Source organism: Colwellia sp. MB02u-10, from assembly GCF_014077185.1.
Taxonomy (GTDB): domain Bacteria; phylum Pseudomonadota; class Gammaproteobacteria; order Enterobacterales; family Alteromonadaceae; genus Cognaticolwellia.
Map to the genome: position 1 here is coordinate 281,640 of NZ_JACGVK010000104.1, position 17,856 is coordinate 299,495.

Sequence of the window (17,856 nt, forward strand, 5' to 3'; positions counted from 1 at the left end):
TATCATTAAATCGCTTTATTCGAGCGCCAACTTAACTTGTGATATCAACTTATTGTTTTCGATATGGTTATGTTTTCTAATAAGGTTGTTTAATTGAAAAATAGACATTAACATCGCATGAATCGGCATCAGATAACCTAGCTTATTTAACTCTGCCAACTCGTCATTTGATAACTGCTGTAACTTAGCTTCATCAATAGTGTTCATACCTGTTAACGTTTGTTCAGCTCCGTCTTTATATTGCACAACAAGGTTAATACTTTTGATTAATTGCATACTCGCCAATTTATCAGTAAACAAATAACTTTGTCTGTCATTTTTTATATCGGCTTCTAATAAGGTTTTAATTCGACTTAACATCAAACTTGCTTTGCCCGTTGACTCAAATATATCAAGCCCTTTTACTGTTGAAAAAACAGGGTCACTCGGTGCTATACCTATGGTATAACCCTTATTTTCTCCGGCTGAATTCATTAAATAAAATGGATAGGTGTGCATGCTAGCAGGGGTGAATATTGCATCCCACTTATCATTATGAACAAATAAATTTTTACCCATATTAAAACTTGCTAATGCTGACAGATTCCACATGCCTGTCTGTGAGTTTTTCACGATAAACACCGGAAAACCACTGATCGCTTGAGTGATCTCTTTTACATGTACTTTTAACATATGTTGTTGCTGTATGAAGGTCACAGCAGCATTATCAGCCACTTTCAATTTTCCGTGTTTACTATTACTCAATTCTATTAATTCAGTCATTATGATTCTCTAAGTTGAAGTCGCTAGCCATTTTTCAATATAGTCTCGATGCGGTGGTAAATTCTGTAACATTTGCTGAGTTAATTGTTCGTTACGATTTATCACTTGCTCTGCTTCTTGCTGTTGATTATGTAAGTAACTTTGACGAGAGAAGTCAGGTTTAAATTCCATACCATAAAGCACATACTGATAACTTGCCGCTGGGAATAATTCCATTGCGCTAGTAAAGTCATCAGTTGTTGGGCCACGATACTGCCATAATGCAATATCTTCTTTTAAGCTTTCAGTGAATGTTTTCGGATCACAGTGTGCTTGCCAATAAGGTTCTGGCCGCTTGGTAAGCATGTAGTGAAACTTAAGAAAATCAACAATACGTTGCCAACGATACGACATTTGCGTGTTAAAACGCTTAGCGACCACTGGCATTAAACTCTCATCCGCCGGTAAATTTTCAGCAATATAGCGTGCAGATAATTCGACCAGCATAATAGCGGTAGCTTCAAGCGGCTCAACAAACCCTGCAGCCATACCTACGGCAACACAATTACCTTTCCACCACTGTTCACGATGACCCGATTCAAAACTAATTTTACGCGCTTCTAAACCTTTTGCTGCATCACCTAAATAATTACGTAAGTTTTGTTCGGCCTCTTCATCGGTTAAAAATTTACTCGAGTACACATGTCCGACGCCACGTCGATTAGTTAAGCCAATATCCCATATCCAACCAGCATTTTGCGCCGTTGCAATCGTATGACATGCAACGGGAGTATCCTCATTTTCGTAAGGAACTCGCATCGCTAACGCTGTGTCGTTAAACAATACATCATCAACTTTTTTGAACGGAACTTTTAACGTTTGACCTAATAACAACGAACGTGCACCTGAGCAGTCAATAAACAAGTCAGCCGTCAACTTGCCATGCTTGTTTAATACTACAGCATCAATTTTTTCGCCGTTTTCACTAATGCATTCATCAACGGTATCAATAATATGCTCAACGTTGAGGTTATCAATACAGTGACTTTTCAATAACTCTGCAAGGGCGCCGGCATCAACATGGTAGCCGTAATTACATTGCCCTTGATATTCTGATTCTGCCAATGAGCGTGGTGCAAGACCCGCTTCACAAATATCGTATTGAAAATTAGCTTCACGAGCAAAGTTTTTAACGTTTGATACGTACGGCGATAAATCAAGTCGGCCATAACCTAAAGGCAAAGTAAACGGATGGTAATAAAAGTCACCATTACCATGTACCCATTCAACAAACTTACCCCCCTGCTTGAAAGAAGCATGACATTTTTTAAAGAGATCACTCTCTTTAATACCAATTTTATGTAGAGTATTTTTCATGGTAGGCCATGTACCCTCACCTACACCAATAGTTGGAATGTCTGACGATTCAACCAAGGTGATTTTAAGTTCGTTTTTATGTGCATGTTTATGATGTGCAGCAATGACAGACGCAGTTAACCAGCCTGCAGTACCACCACCAATAATAATAATATTTTTTATAGCGTTTGACATATTTGAGTATTCCTAACTAAAACCCGCTGGTTTTTGTAATTATTTGCGGTAAGTTGATCGTATGAAAACTTAAAACTTGGTTAACATTTTACATTTTTTTAGTGAAAATATACCAACTATTTTCACTAAAAAAATGGCCTGCTTGCTAGCAAGTCAGGCCAAGTTATACTTGTTTTAAATTAAATACTTATCATTAAAACTTAGCTCTTACACCTATAGCGTAACGAGAGCCGTTATCTTCAATGTTGTAAGTTTGGTTAGCGTAACGACCTGTTTGTACTAGCTCTTCTTCAGTAATGTTAGTACCTTCAAAGAATACAGATACATTTTCTGAAACATCGATACTAGCACTAACATCTAGTTGCCCAAAAGTATCAGTATTAACAGGTTCGCCGTTAAATCCGTTATCCGCTAAACGTAAGAATCCTTCACGGTTATTATAAGCAATACGTGCTTGCCACATGTCAGCTTCATAGAAAAGAATAAGGTTTTGTGAATCACCTAAACCTTCTAATCCAAATGAAGTACCGTCTTCATCACTGTTAACAACGGTCGCGTTTGCTGTAAAACCAAAGCCATTTTCAAAGATATGTGTCAAGGCAACTTCGTAGCCTGTTACACGTTTTGTATCACCATTGTTAGGGCGAGCTACCGTATATTCTTCAAACAGACCATTCAACTCGCCTTCTAGTTGTGCCGTTGCAGAATCACAACCTACACAATTAAAATCAGGACCTGAACGATTAGTCATTTCATATGACTCTAAACCGGTAGAAACAGAAATGAAGTTTGCTACTTCTTTACTGAAAACAGCGAATGAAAATAAGCTTGCATCACTGTAATACCACTCATAAGAGATATCCCAGTTTTCTGAAGTAAATGGTTTAAGGTTTTGATTACCACCAGAAGCCGTAAGTGTTTGACGTCGAGGTTCACCAAAAACAGTCGCTGGAGATAATTGAGATAATGTTGGACGCGTTAATGAGTCATATACGGCAAAACGAACTACCATATCTTCTTCAACTTCTAACTTCACGTTTAAACTAGGAAGTAAATTAGCATAACTACTTGATTTACTGATATCTTTCGCCGGACCAAAGACATTAGAGAATAAGGTAGGATCAGTTGTTTCAACAACATCTGCAATATCACTTTGTACCGCTTTAGCTTCAACACTTGTGGTTGAATAACGCGCACCAAAATTAACCGTTACAGGCATGTCAGCTAACTCATAACCCAAAGTAAAGTCTACGTATAAGCTTGTAATATCTTCATTAATAGCATAACGGTTATTTTGTAATGTCGGCTCAATTGGAAAACCTTCAGAAGCTAAATAATCAACATACTTATCACCATCATAAGTATAAAAAGTATCGATTAACCCTGGGAAATAATTATTTGCTGTAAAAGATTGAAAATCGATAGCATCATTAGGAGCTGCAGTACCATACCCACAAAATCCACATTGACTCGCAAATATTTGAAAGCTTGATTTCTCACGCTCTTGACGATAAAGACCAAATTTTGCTCTTTCAAAAATATCGCCATCAGCTTCGTAAACAAAATCTACTTTAAATTCATTTACTTCATCTTTATCAGTAAATTGATTACCTTTTTCGTTATAATGTAGACGCGATAGCGAAGCATCAGGTAATGCGCCATTACCAAAACCTTCATGTATCACTGTTGGAATAGCGCCTGTTCCATCAAATGCATAATTGTTTTCAATACCAACCACATTAAAACGATCTCGGCCAGCACGATCATTTTCAGCACTCGATGTTGAAACATCAAATGTAGCATCTAACTGATCAGAAATTTGCCATTCAACATTTAAGCCAAAACCATCAGTAGATACATCACGAGAATTACGTGTGTGTGAAACGAAATCAGTAGCACCGCCTACTTGGTCAAACGTTAAAAGTGTTCTAGTTTCAGAATCAATAGTTGCATTATTAACACGACCCGGTTCAAACCAAGACGCTAAATCAGTCGCAACAGAGTCAACTTCAAATTTTGAAACAAAGCCATCAAGTGTAATACTTACATCATCTGAAGGTGCATATTGAAATACTAAGCTCGCATTTGTACGTGTACGTTCTTGATTATCAACAATTTGATCCCAGTTACGAGGAATATATGCATTAGAAAATAATTCTTCACCACTAGTTGTCTGTATTGATCTGCCTGGCATCCAGCCAGCCGTTTCTATACGGTTAATTTGCACATCACGCTCTGAGTGACTTACGGCTAATAAAACACCCGCTGTATTATCTGCAAATGTATTACTAATTAATAGTGAGGCCGCTGGAGATGTCTCTTCAGAAAGACTTTCATACATGCCTTTTAATGAACCAACTAACTGAAAACCTTCGTAATCAAATGGTTTAGCGGTAGAAATATCAATAGTACCGCCGATACCACCTTCTTGCATATTCGCTACAGATGTTTTAAATACATCAGCACCGGTAATTTGATCAGCGGCTAAAATGTCGAAGTTAAACTCACGACCAGCACTATCAGTCGCTATTTGACGACCATTAACTAAAACCGTGTTAAATTGTGGGCCAAAACCACGAACCGTTACCGCTTGACCTTCACCACCGCTACGGTCAATTGAAACACCCGTAATACGTTGTAATGATTCAGCTACGTTAAGATCTGGGAACTTACCTAAATCTTCTGCAGCAATACCATCTGAAACAGTATTTGATGCTTTCTTGTCAAGCATTGACGCTTTCATACTACTAAGCATACCGGTGACGACAATGGTTTCAACTTCTTTTTCTTTGGCACTAGCTGTGTCAGCTGCATAGGCACTAGCGTTAGTTAACGCACCTGCCACCGCAATAGCGATTGCAGTTCGTTTATTGAATTTTGAAAGGTTGTTTGTATACATTTTATTCCCCGTTATTTTAGTTATAATGTTTTTTCTACATTTTGCTTTTATACTTTTAAAGCTTTTTATACTTTTAAAGCTTTTTAAGCTTTTTAAGCTTTTTAAACTACTTAACCTATAAAGCTTATTTATCATATAAATACATTAATTGAACAATAATATCAACTATTATTTTCATAGCCAACCAATGTATTTAAGGATTTTTAAATATGATTTATGCTAAAACAGCACAAGACATAGATGTTTATTTATTAAAATTTAACGACTATTGATTTCATCAATATTTAAGTTTGTACCTAAATTCAAAAAATTTTAATAATAAAAATTTATCGCGTATCTATAATTAACTTTGTACTTTTTTTACTGCGTCTAACCACTTACCATACAATGCATTACGCTGCTGGTCATCAAGTACTGGCGTAAAACGTTGATCACAGTGCCACATATTAGCCAACTGCTCAGTTGAGTGAAAAATACCAGCCTTCAGTCCTGCTAAATATGCAACCCCCAACGCTGTAGTTTCGATTATTTCAGGACGATCAACGGTTGCGCCAAGAATACTTGAAAGAAAACTTAACAACCAATTATTAGCAACCATTCCACCATCAACACGAATCAGTGTCGGTCTAAGACCATCTCTTTCCATTGCTTTTTGTAAATCTTTCGTTTGATAACAAACCGATTGTAAGCCCGCGGTAACAATCTCATTTATCCCTGAATCACGGGTTAAGCCAAGAATGGCCCCTCTTGCATTAGGATCCCAATAAGGAGCGCCTAACCCCGTAAATGCTGGCACTAAAAACACACCATGGTCTAAGGGCATCTTTTCAGCAATTGACTCAGTTTCGCATGCGCTATTAATTAGCTTTAAGCCATCACGTATCCATTGAATGGTGGCGCCAGCCATGAAAATACTCCCTTCAATGGCATAGGTGGTTTTCCCATTGAGTCGATACGCGACGGTAGTTAACAGTTTGTTCTTGGATTTTAAAGCTTTATCACCGGTATTTAACATTAAGAAACAACCTGTACCATAAGTACTTTTAGCCATTCCTTCCTCAAAACAAGCTTGACCAAACAAAGCAGCCTGTTGATCTCCAGCCATCCCTAAAATTGGAATTTCATCACCAAACAATGAACTATCCGTATAGCCAAAGTCATCCGATGAATCCATTACTTCAGGTAACATAGATGGTGGAATATTGAATAATTCGAGTAATTCTTTATCCCATTGTTGATCATGAATATTAAAAATCATTGTTCTTGAAGCATTAGTGGCGTCTGTTCGGTGAACTGTGCCATTGGTAAGATGCCATAACAAAAAAGTATCGACAGTGCCAAAAGCAAGCTCTCCCCTTGCTGCCTTTTCTTTCGCACCGGTTACATTTTCTAGTATCCAACGAATTTTAGTCGCTGAAAAATATGGGTCTAGCAATAAACCGGTTTTGTCATTAATAAGGGTTTCTATACTGGGAGACTGTATTGACTCGCAATACTCAGAAGTGCGACGGTCCTGCCAAACAATTGCGTTATAGAGTGTTTCACCGGTATTACGGTCCCACACTAAAGTTGTTTCTCGTTGGTTAGTAATGCCTATAGCCGCTATCTCTTTCGCCTGTACATTATTTTCATCAAGTACTTTTCGACAAGTGTTGAGTACTGTTTTCCATATATCGTTTGGATTATGTTCAACCCAACCATCTTGAGGGAAGTGTTGAGCAAACTCTTCCTGCGCTACAGCATGAATTTTACCCTGCTCAGTAAAAAGTATGGCTCTTGAACTAGTTGTACCTTGATCTATAGATAATATGAATCTCGACATCGTCACTATTTATCTTACTTAATAAAAACATTCATTCGATAATGCACATTTATTTTAAAATTGGCAATCAATATTTTCACTTTCGAACATCATATTGTAATAATATTTTTTGGAAAATATCTAACATCTAGAATAATTTTATTATATTTCAACTTTTAAATAATAGCGGCCGCCTTTACGGGACTAGATCAACGCCAAACTGCACTAGCAGATTTAGTTAATGCAAAAGGCTTTATAATTATCGATGAACTGGTAAATAATTTCGCTGTAACACCTCAAACTATTCGAAGAGATCTTAACTTACTCGTTAGCTTAGGTATAATTATCCGTTATCATGGTGGAGCAGAAAATTCTTCAAGCACTGAAAACACTTCATACCAGTCGCGTAAGATATTAAATTTAGCAGCGAAAGAGAGTCTCGCTGGTGAGTTAGTAAAAACGCTTCTTAATACGGCTGCTTTATTTATTAATATAGGTACCACAACAGAAACTATTACTCATGCTTTGTTTAATTGAAAAGCCTTAAACATTATCACAAATAACATTCATATCGATAATATTTTCCTTACTAAAGAATAACTTACCACCACCACTACTAGAGACATTAGGCATAGAGATAGTGGCACTATTGGTGAAGCTACTTGTGATTTTATGAATCAGCTGTAAAGAGATTTTGATATTATTGCCATCAGTGGAATTAGTTGAATTAGTTGAATTAGTAATGATGGTTATTTACTTGACATTTATCTTAGAGAAGTTTGTGTTGCTCAAGCTATAATAAATAACTCAATTAATGTTTTCTTGCCGCGGTTCAATTGAAACTTGCTCGAAACGCAATGATAAAACAGGATAATATTATGACTCAAATCCACCATTTATTTTCCAATACAAAACCGCCGATAAAAATAGAAGAGATACTTTCAAATAACAACATATAAATTCATACCGTTTAGTCTCTAAAATTAACCAGGAAAACTGACTAATAAAACCAACTAATTTTATTTATTTAATGCGTATCATTGATTTATAACCTGCTAAATAACAATTAGCTAGGTCATTTTTTGCTGTAAAAAATGCTCACTATCCTAGGTAGTGAATATTAACGACTAAATTCGAACTCAAACGAAAAGTAAAGCGAAAATAACGAACATCTTATTTATCACACAAATTAGCTTTAATTAGGATAAAAAATGAAAGGAGAAAGCGCGTTATTTGACGTTGTAGTTATAGCTGCTGGCATCAAGGGAGCAATGACACAGGTACTGCTGCCGCAGACGCATAAGTCTTAAAGTATTTTTATACGAACAAAACGATCTTGCTTCAGCAACATCTTCAGATAGCAGTAAGTTAATGAAATAACAAACTAGCTTAACGCTGACCCAACAATTATTGCAAAAAAAAGTCATCATGATTCAAAGTAACCTAATCATGTAACGTAAACTATCATTGATTCTAGTGAGTAGTGGCTTATTTAAGTCCCTACTTTAAAGCAAATACCGCATGGAATATTCATGCGGTATTCATTTGATATAACTTCAATGATCGGTATACCAGGTTCAATAACACCACATATTTTTCCATTCGCTGGATATACTTGTCCCTGCAACAAATCCCTAACGATGGCTAAGTATAAAGGCAATAATCAAATCAACTGAAGTACTTTATGCAAGGAAAACTTTATATACATCAGCTTTAACTACTCTTGTTGTTTTCTCACAAGCTTATCTACACACAGCATAACTGATCAACTGAACAACTGAGAGTCCAACAAATAACAGTTGCTATTTGCACTATTATTATTTATCTTATAAATAAGATTTATAAGAGGCGTTGATAATGAATATATTAGTTACTGGTGGAATGGGTTACATAGGCAGTCATACCTGTTTAGCATTATATAAAGCAGGTTTCACCCCTATTATTTACGATAATTTGTCGAATTCAAGTATTAAAGTATTGGAGCAATTAAAAATTATTGCCAACCATACCTTTGAATTTGTAGAAGGTGATATTAATGATAGGGATAAGCTCGAAGCCACATTGAACGATTATAATATTAAAGCTGTATTTCATTTCGCGTCTTTAAAAGCTGTTGGCAAGTCAACTGAGCAACCATTACGCTATTACGATAATAATGTATCAGGCACCGTCACTCTACTTACTGCTATGCAAAAGTCAGCAGTTAAGCAAATAATATTTAGTTCCTCGGCGACTGTCTATGGCGATCCTCAATATCTACCTATAGATGAAAAGCACCCAATAACTGCGACAAACCCCTATGGTTGGACAAAAGTTATGGTGGAGCAAATTCTAAATGATTGGTGCCTAGCTAATGAGCAGAACCTTGCCATTGCGCTTAGATATTTCAACCCTGCGGGGGCTCATCCTAGCGGTTTACTCGGCGAAAGCCCTACCGGTATTCCTAATAACTTAATGCCTTATATTTCGCAAACAGCTGTTGGCCAACGTGAATTTGTTAACATTTTTGGAAACGACTATGACACAGAAGATGGCACTGGCGTTCGAGATTACATTCATATTATGGATCTAGCTGAAGGACATGTTGCCGCATTTTCAACACACCAAAAAGATTCAGGATCACTTGTCTATAACTTAGGTACAGGTAAAGGCTACACGGTTTTAGAAATAATCACTGCTTTCTCATCATCAGCAAATGTTGAAATCAATTATAAGTTTGCGCCAAGACGTGCTGGTGATATCGCTAGTAATTTTGCTAACGCATCATTAGCACAAGAAAAACTAGGCTGGAAAGCCAAACTAAACATTAAAGCAATGACTGACGATACTTGGCGTTGGCAATCAAAATACCCTAACGGCTTGGAAGATTAATATGAAAAATTTAGAATGTACACACCGTCGCAAAAATCCATTAACCGGAGACTGGGTTTTAGTTTCGCCACACAGAAATAATCGTCCCTGGTTAGGCGCTACAGAAGCAGAAGCAGTTGATGAATTACCCAAATACGATGCAAGTTGCCCGCTATGTCCAGGTAATGACAGAGCAAACAATGCAGTAACCCCTAATTATCAAAATACCTATGCTTTTATTAATGACTTTGGTGCATTGACCGAAAAACAAGCTGAGTCCGTTGAAGAAAGTGATGGTCAACATCCCTTATTTCAGGCCAATGTTGCCAATGGTGAATGTAGAGTCGTGTGTTTCTCTCCCGATCATAATAAATCATTACCCGAACTAACGGTTTCTGAAATTGAAAAGGTTGTGAATACTTGGCAATCAAACTATGTTGAATTAGCAAAAACTTATGCTTGCGTTAATATATTTGAAAATAAAGGTGCCGTAATGGGTTGCTCTCAACCACATCCACATGGACAAATATGGGCACATCAACATTTATCAACTGAAATAGCACAAGAAGATCAGCAACAACTGACTTATCAGCAAAACCATGGGAAAGCATTATTAGCTGACTATGTAGAACATGAAATTCTACAAAAGGATCGCATAGTAGTTGAAAATGAGCATTGGTTAGTAGTTGTGCCATTTTGGGCGGCTTGGCCTTTTGAAACCTTATTAGTTATTAAAGACGATATTCAACACTTTGGTCAATTAAATGAACAACATAAAAATAGCTTAGCTCAAGCATTGCAAGAATTGACTATACGTTACGACAATGTATTTAATTGCAGTTTCCCCTATTCTATGGGGTGGCACAATGCACCTGAAAACCTTAACGACAATAGCCACTGGCGCTTACACGCCCATTTTTATCCGCCACTATTACGTTCATCAACGGTTAAAAAACACATGGTTGGCTATGAAATGCTAGCAGAGAGTCAACGAGACTTAACGGCTGAAACCGCTGCTAAAATATTACGTTCAGCCAGTACCTCTCACTATAAAAAAGACCAAACTCATGCCAGTTGATTTATTTAATACTAAGTTTGAACAACTTTATAACAAGCCTGCAGAAGCATTAGCTACAGCACCGGGACGTGTCAATTTAATAGGTGAATTTACCGATTATAATAACGGTTTTGTTTTACCTTGTGCCTTAGAGTTCACGACAAGAATACTTTTTAGAAAACGCGATGATAATCAAGTTATTGTCCACTCGTTACATTACCCTGGGGAATGTGACAAATTTAGTATTGATGACGAAATTAGCCGTGGTGATTCTCAATGGGGTAACTATATTCGTGCCGTGGCGTATGTATTAAAACGTCAAGGCCATCTGTTATCTGGCGTTGATTTACTTATTGATAGTACGGTACCACAAGGCAGTGGCTTATCCTCTTCTGCCGCTTTAGAAGTTGCTGTCGGAGGTGTCTTCAATCATCTATGCCAACTGAATTTGTCAGGTGAAGAGATTGCACTATTAGGCCAAGAAGCTGAAAATGATTTTATGAATTGTCAGTGTGGCATTATGGATCAACTCGTATCTGCTAACGGACAAAAAGGCCAAGCATTACTCATTGACTGTCAAAGTTTAACAACTGAGTCAGTCGCAATTCCTGAAGATTTATCTATTGTCATTGTTAATTCAAATTATCCTAGGAAATTGGTTGATAGTGAATATAATCAACGTCGAATTGATTGCGAACAAGCCGCAAAAAAAATGTCTATTGCTACTTTACGTGATGCCGACATTAAAAAATTAAATGCTGCTCGTTCTGCAATGTCAGACAATGAGTATAAACGTGCTCATCATGTTATCACTGAAAATTCACGTGTAATTAAGGCAACCCAAGCTTTAAAAAACAATGATATGCCAAAGTTACGAGAGCTGATGACGGCTTCTCATCAATCTTTAAGAGATGATTTTGAAGTAACCGTACCTGAAACTGATGGTTTGGTGGACATATGTCAAGAAGCGTTGGGTGATAAAGGTGCTGTCCGTATGACAGGCGGTGGTTTTGGCGGAGCAATTGTCTGCTTATGTCGCCATTCAGATATCGATAAGATTAAAAGTGCCGTAGAGAAACACTATTTTTCTCGCTTTAATATTCAGGCGTCTATCTATGTTGGTAAAGCAGGTGACGGTTTACAAGTGACCGTATTATAAAGCCATTGATATCTTAAAATAAATTTAAAAAGTACCGGGGTAAAATATTAAACAGATTAATTTTGGGGTTATTGGTTGTGGGAGCATTGCTCAATTATTTGTTAAAGGTGTGCAAAGGTTAGCGCATTGCAACCTGCTTGCTGGTGCGTCATGCACCGCAGGACGGGCGGAAGCATTCGCTAAAAAATTTGGCATTGAACGCGCTTATACTAACTATGAAGCTTTAGCCTCTGATCCTGAAATTGATGCCGTTTACATCGCTACCACGCATAATTTTCACTTTGAAAACATTAAACTTTGTTTAGAAAAAGGTAAACATGTACTTTGTGAAAAACCTTTCACTGTCAACGCGCAACAAGCAAAAATACTGGTAGCTTTAGCTAAAAAGCAACAATGTTTCATGATGGAATGTGTCTGGACTCGATTTTTACCGGCTATTAAGCATTTAAACGTTTTGTTGGCACAAGGCGTTATTGGCGATGTGCAAACAGTTAAAGCTAATTTCAGTATTTCAGGGGATTTTTCTCCTGAACATCGATTAAGAAACAAAGATCTTGCCGGTGGAGCTTTGCTCGATTTAGGTATTTACCCATTAACCTTAGCGGCCCTTGTTTTTAATGAACAGCCAACGAAAATAAAGAGCTCTGCAGTGCTAGGGGAAACAGAGGTTGATGAAAGCTCTTTTTATCTGCTTGAATATGCACAAGGACAGCGAGCAGCGCTGTCCTCCTCTTTTATAGATAATGCGCCGACCGAAGCGATTATATCAGGCAGTAAAGGCTATATCCGATTGCCGAATTTTCTTGCCGCTCAAACATTACAACTGTATATAGGCAACGAAGCGGTTCAAACGTTAGAGTTTCCTTTTGATGAAGATGAAAGTTTTACCTTTGAAATAGCTGACGCCATGCAATGTATTCGCCAAGGTAAAAGCCAAAGTGATACTTTACCACTGGCTAAAACCTTAGCCATGATAACAACCATGGATACCATTCGTGCCCAATGGGGTCTTAAATACGCAAATGAGTCTTAGTAATAAACAAAAAAACATGGAACTATTATGCGAGTTAAAAATAAAAAAACATTAATAATCAGTACGCTACTATGTTGTTATTTACAATTTTCACATACCGTACTTGCGAATACACCATCAAATACTCAGCTAACGCTAGTACCCGAGCAGCTATACTCACCCTTACCCTCAGATGTTGTTCCTGAACTGGCTTCACTCGGAAAATTTAAGGTCGGTGTTAAAACAATAGAGATCGTCAACCCTGACCAATTCGATGCTGCGACACAAACAACAAAAGATAGAAAATTAGTCGTTGAAGTTTGGTACCCAAGTAATACGACTAGCACTAGTATTAAAACCAGCTATGAAAATGAAACGCGCACAGGCATTGAGTTTTCGCTACAAGCTAATGCCTATCGGGATGCTGTTGTATTATCACCAAACGATGACACTAAATTCCCCTTGGTTGTTATCTCTCACGGCTATACCGGTTATAGCACTATCATGTTTTATTTGGCAGAGCACTTAGCTTCACATGGCTATATTGTTGCCGCTATTGATCATACAGACTCAACTAATGCTGACGTTGATTTTAACATTAATCCAGTATCAGGCTTTTTCAGTACCTTATTAAATCGCTCTCGTGACCAACAATTTACCCTTAACTACCTAACAAAGATGACACACTTTGCTTCTGCCGCTATCGACAATAATAAGGCAGGTCTAGTGGGTTATTCAATGGGTGGTTTTGGTGCTATTAATACGATTGGCGCTTGTTATAACTTTACTCCAGCGACTGCATCAGCATTCACAGGTTTAAAAGATCCCGAGCAAGTACAAAAAGTCATGTCATTATTGAATAGTTGTGCAGGTGGTCAATATAAAAATGCAAGCGTTGACCATAAATGGCAGGCTGTTGTTGCTATGGCTCCATGGGGCGGACAACATAATCTGTTTAAGCAAGAAGCGATGGCGAAAATGAATACTCCAATTTTATATGTTGGTGGATCATTAGATGATATTTCTGGTTATGACGGCATTAAATCACTTTATGAAAAAACAGGCAGTAAAGATAAATATTTACTAACCTATCAAAATGCACGACACAATATAGCGCCTCACCCTGCTCCATCAGTTTCTAAAATAAGTGAAATAGACATCGGCCATTACTATGAGGCCTCTTGGGATAGTTTGGTATTAAACAACACCAATAAGCATTTCACACTCGCTATGATGGACTGTTATTTAAAACAACAATTAGATCAGTGTGAATACCTTGATTTATCTAGCAGTTCGAATCAAGTTGCTGTTGATGGAAAAACACCAAAACCATGGAAAGGATTTGATCACCGTTATTCTACCGGTATGAATTGGCATATGTCTAAATAATTTTATTAGCTGTATCATCAACTTGATTAAAATCGCTTATCAAGCGCTTGGTAAATCGTCTTTTATCATCAACGAGTCGCCGCCTTTATTCGACCAGAAATACTAGTTAGCGAGTTTCATACTGACGATTTTTAAGTGCTTTTATTCATAACCCGCAACGTTATCCACTTACAAATATCCGTTAAAGCCTTCGAGGTAATCAACCGTGCACTGATTAGCCTTAGCAGATTTTTGATCATACGGTATCTTGAAGGTATTAATGAAGAGAAAATAGCGAAGACACTCGGCTGCTTGATACTTGGTACTTGATACTTGATACTTGATAAAAAAGTTTATAAAGCTTTAAGCCCTGTATTAAACTATATTTCAGACAAAAAAAAGCGTTTACCTGAAATCAAGTAAACGCATTATAAAAACATGAAACACTCAGGGAAATAAATGTCTTCATGTGGTAAGAGCATCAATATGCTTTAAAGTTCCCTTACCTTTAATCATTATTTAATTTAAACCTTTCCTGCCGTACAACAGTCTTTTCTATTTTATTACTTTGCCGAACAATAATATTCAAGTAAGCCTTTGGTTGAACTATCATGGCTCTTGTTAATATCGCCGCTTGTTAGCTCTTTCACAATGGCGTTAGCTAAGCCTTTACCCAACTCAACACCCCATTGATCAAAAGAGCAAACCTGTAAAATAATGCCTTGAACAAATATTTTATGTTCATATAAGGCGATTAAACTGCCTAACGATTTAGGCGATATTCGCTTCATTAATAAGGTATTAGTCGGCCTGTTTCCTTTATGTACTTTATGAGGTGCTACTTTGTCAATATAGGCTTGTGGCCGCCCAGATCTTTTAAGATCCTCTCTAACTTGTTGCTCATTCACGCCAGACATTAATGCTTGAGTTTGAGCAAAAAAGTTAGCCATTAATGTTTCATGGTGTCCTTGAACGGGCGTCACACTTTCTACAGAACCAATAAAATCGGCAGGAACAATATTATTACTTTGATGTAAATATTGATAAAAAGCATGTTGACCATTAATGCCCAACTCACCCCATATAGAAGGAACCGTGGGGTAATCAATTTCATGACCATCCCAAGTGACCGACTTACCATTACTTTCCATTTCGGCCTGTTGCATATAAGCCGATAGCATGTGTAATGATTGATCGTAAGGTAGTATAGCTTGAGATTGTGCGCCTAAAAACGTGCAATTCCAGACGCTTAATAAGGCCAAAATAACTGGCGCATTTTCTGCTAAAGGTGCTTCACGAAAGTGGGTGTCTACCTCATACGCACCTTCTAAGAGTTCGATGAATTTTTCAAAACCGATATCCAATGCGATAGGTAAACCAATGGCTGACCATAATGAAAAGCGCCCTCCGACCCAATCCCAGATATCAAAAATATTATTCTCATCAATGCCAAAGGCCATAGCATTAGTTTTATTCGAACTAACAGCAACAAAATGTTTTGATACGGCTTTGTAATCAAAAGAGGAAGACGTTAACCAATTTAGCGCAGTGGTTGCATTTGTCATTGTTTCTGTGGTGGTAAAAGTTTTGCTTGAAATGATAAATAATACCCGCTCAGGTTTTAATGGACGTAAAACCTCGGCAATCTGCGTACCATCTACATTTGAAACATAATGAACATTCACACTGTCATCGCTGTATTGCTTTAATGCTTCAGTCACCATTTGCGGTCCAAGATTTGAACCACCCACCCCAATATTTACAATATCTGTGATGCGTTTTCCTGAATAACCTAGCCATTTTCCTTGCCGTACTTTATCGGTAAAAGCTTTCATTTTACTCAGCGATACTTCAACATCGTCGGTAATATTTTTTCCATCTAGCATTATCGCTTGTTGACTTCTATTGCGTAAAGCTGTGTGTAAAACCGCACGATCTTCTGTGCGATTAATACGTTCTCCCGCGAACATTTTATCGCGCCAAGACTCAACTTCGCAATCTTTTGCCAAAGCAATTAATTTAGCTAAGGTTTCATCGGTAATAAGATTTTTAGAATAATCAAGTAGCATTGCTGGCAATTGAACCGAAAATTTCTCAAAGCGATCTTTGTCTGCATTAAACAAGTCGTTCATATGCTGAGTTTTCATCTCCTTGGCATGTTCAACCAAAGATTTCCAGCTTTCGAGTAAAACTCGATTGGCAGGCAAGTTATTTTTATTCATAAGAAAAACCTATATATTAAAGCGAAAATGTTCGTAACGTTTCTAAACAAGCACCTAACGAGTGATAATCACACTTGGCACCCGCACTGCTTTTTTTGTTCGAGTATTTTTGATTACTGCGATTGAGTAACCTAAACCATGCACCGTGTTGATGATCAATCATGTGCTGCCAACTGTATTGCCAAAGATTATTGTAATGCGTTAAATAAACCTCATCTTTGGTGGTTTGATACAACATAGCGGCAGCAGCAAAACTTTCTGCTTGCACCCAAAAATACTTATCATCGTCACACCATTTACCTTGGGGATCAAAACCATAAATAAGGCCACCGTGTGTTTTATCCCAAGCAAGTTCCATCGCTCGATCAAATAAGCTTTTAGCCGCTTTAACTAACCAATCAGCGGGACGATGGCGATGAAGCATTAATAACAGTTTGGTCCATTCTGTTTGATGTCCAGGCTGAAATCCCCAAGGCCGATATAAATTTTTAGGGTCATTTTTATTATATTCCCAGTCAGGTAAGAAGTTTGTTTGATAATGCTCCCAAATCAAACCATCTGTATGGCTGGCTTGACGTTGAACAATATTTTCAGCAATCAAAAATGCTCTGTCTAAAAACATCATCTCGTTGGTGGCTTCATAAGCCGCTATCATCGCTTCGCACAAATGCATATTGGCATTTTGGCCACGATAATCACTTAAAACACCCTCGACATTAATTTCATCCGCGTACAAACCAAACTCTGGCTGCCAAAAACGTTTTTCAAGTAGGTCATAGGTGGCAATAAGTGGCGCATTAGCACTAATAATGTCGGCTTTTTTGGCGGCCGCATAAGCCAATAACACAAAGGCATAACCATAAGCCTGTTGCGTCATATCTACCGCTTGGTGATTTTCGAGGGTCCAGGCATAGGTTTGGGTGTTTTCTTGCCAATGAACCTGCTCTAAATAATTAAGACCATGTTTGGCTATTTCACGATACTCGGGTTTATTTAAAGCGATACTCGCCATGGCATAATTGACGATGATGCGTGTGCTACTCACTAATTGGCGAAAGCCGGCATTAAATGTTTTACCATCATCATAAAAATTTTGAAAATAACCGCCCGTTTTGTCTACAACACGTGGATCATAAAAATCTAGAATAGATTGACTATGGTTTGTTAAAAATTCAGCATTATAAAAATTCATTGGT

Annotated in this window: 12 protein-coding genes; 6 read left to right on the top strand and 6 right to left on the bottom strand. The window is 37.5% G+C overall.

The annotated features are described in order from the left end of the window. Positions 1-15: 15 nt before the first annotated feature. The 4 genes from H4J59_RS05310 to glpK form a co-directional block, all read right to left on the bottom strand. Positions 16-762, bottom strand: a complete 747-nt coding sequence (locus tag H4J59_RS05310; RefSeq protein ID WP_182237424.1) for a SapC family protein — start codon at positions 760-762, stop codon at positions 16-18. A 9-nt stretch (positions 763-771) separates the two neighbouring features. Continuing rightward, positions 772-2,292, bottom strand: coding sequence for a tryptophan halogenase family protein (locus H4J59_RS05315; RefSeq protein ID WP_182189168.1), 1,521 nt, complete (start codon positions 2,290-2,292; stop codon positions 772-774). A gap of 193 nt (positions 2,293-2,485) precedes the next feature. Further along, positions 2,486-5,191 (bottom strand): TonB-dependent receptor, encoded by a 2,706-nt coding sequence (locus H4J59_RS05320; protein WP_182237426.1) that lies wholly within the window; start codon positions 5,189-5,191, stop codon positions 2,486-2,488. Between the two features lie 343 nt (positions 5,192-5,534). After that, positions 5,535-7,013 carry a glycerol kinase GlpK gene (glpK, locus tag H4J59_RS05325; RefSeq protein WP_182237428.1) on the bottom strand — a complete coding sequence of 493 codons (1,479 nt, stop codon included), beginning with the start codon at positions 7,011-7,013 and terminating at the stop codon, positions 5,535-5,537. 162 nt (positions 7,014-7,175) lie between these two features. Here glpK and H4J59_RS19790 point away from each other — a divergent pair, with 162 nt between their 5' ends. The 6 genes from H4J59_RS19790 to H4J59_RS05355 all read left to right on the top strand — a co-directional run bounded on the left by H4J59_RS19790 (position 7,176) and on the right by H4J59_RS05355 (position 14,459). Further along, positions 7,176-7,529: a DeoR family transcriptional regulator gene (locus tag H4J59_RS19790; RefSeq protein WP_404852003.1), complete on the top strand. Its 354-nt coding sequence runs from the start codon at positions 7,176-7,178 to the stop codon at positions 7,527-7,529. A gap of 1,320 nt (positions 7,530-8,849) precedes the next feature. Then, entirely contained in the window at positions 8,850-9,863 is a 1,014-nt protein-coding gene (gene galE, locus H4J59_RS05335) for a UDP-glucose 4-epimerase GalE (protein ID WP_182237430.1), read from the top strand. A 1-nt stretch (position 9,864) separates the two neighbouring features. After that, positions 9,865-10,920 (top strand): UDP-glucose--hexose-1-phosphate uridylyltransferase, encoded by a 1,056-nt coding sequence (locus H4J59_RS05340; protein ID WP_182237432.1) that lies wholly within the window; start codon positions 9,865-9,867, stop codon positions 10,918-10,920. Further along, positions 10,910-12,058, top strand: a complete 1,149-nt coding sequence (gene galK / locus H4J59_RS05345) for a galactokinase (protein ID WP_182189173.1) — start codon at positions 10,910-10,912, stop codon at positions 12,056-12,058. The genes H4J59_RS05340 and galK overlap by 11 nt, the downstream gene beginning before the upstream one ends. A 55-nt stretch (positions 12,059-12,113) precedes the next feature. Beyond that, on the top strand, positions 12,114-13,091 hold the full coding sequence (locus H4J59_RS19625; protein WP_310733165.1) for a Gfo/Idh/MocA family oxidoreductase: 978 nt from the start codon (positions 12,114-12,116) through the stop codon (positions 13,089-13,091). A 27-nt stretch (positions 13,092-13,118) separates the two neighbouring features. Then, positions 13,119-14,459 (top strand): dienelactone hydrolase family protein, encoded by a 1,341-nt coding sequence (locus H4J59_RS05355; protein WP_182237434.1) that lies wholly within the window; start codon positions 13,119-13,121, stop codon positions 14,457-14,459. A gap of 542 nt (positions 14,460-15,001) precedes the next feature. Here the strand turns inward: H4J59_RS05355 and pgi are convergent. Then, a complete protein-coding gene (gene pgi, locus H4J59_RS05360) occupies positions 15,002-16,660 on the bottom strand; it encodes a glucose-6-phosphate isomerase (RefSeq protein WP_182237436.1) in 1,659 nt (552 codons plus the stop codon). 16 nt (positions 16,661-16,676) lie between these two features. After that, on the bottom strand, positions 16,677-17,852 hold the full coding sequence (locus H4J59_RS05365) for an AGE family epimerase/isomerase (RefSeq protein WP_182237438.1): 1,176 nt from the start codon (positions 17,850-17,852) through the stop codon (positions 16,677-16,679). Between the last annotated feature and the right edge of the window lie 4 nt (positions 17,853-17,856).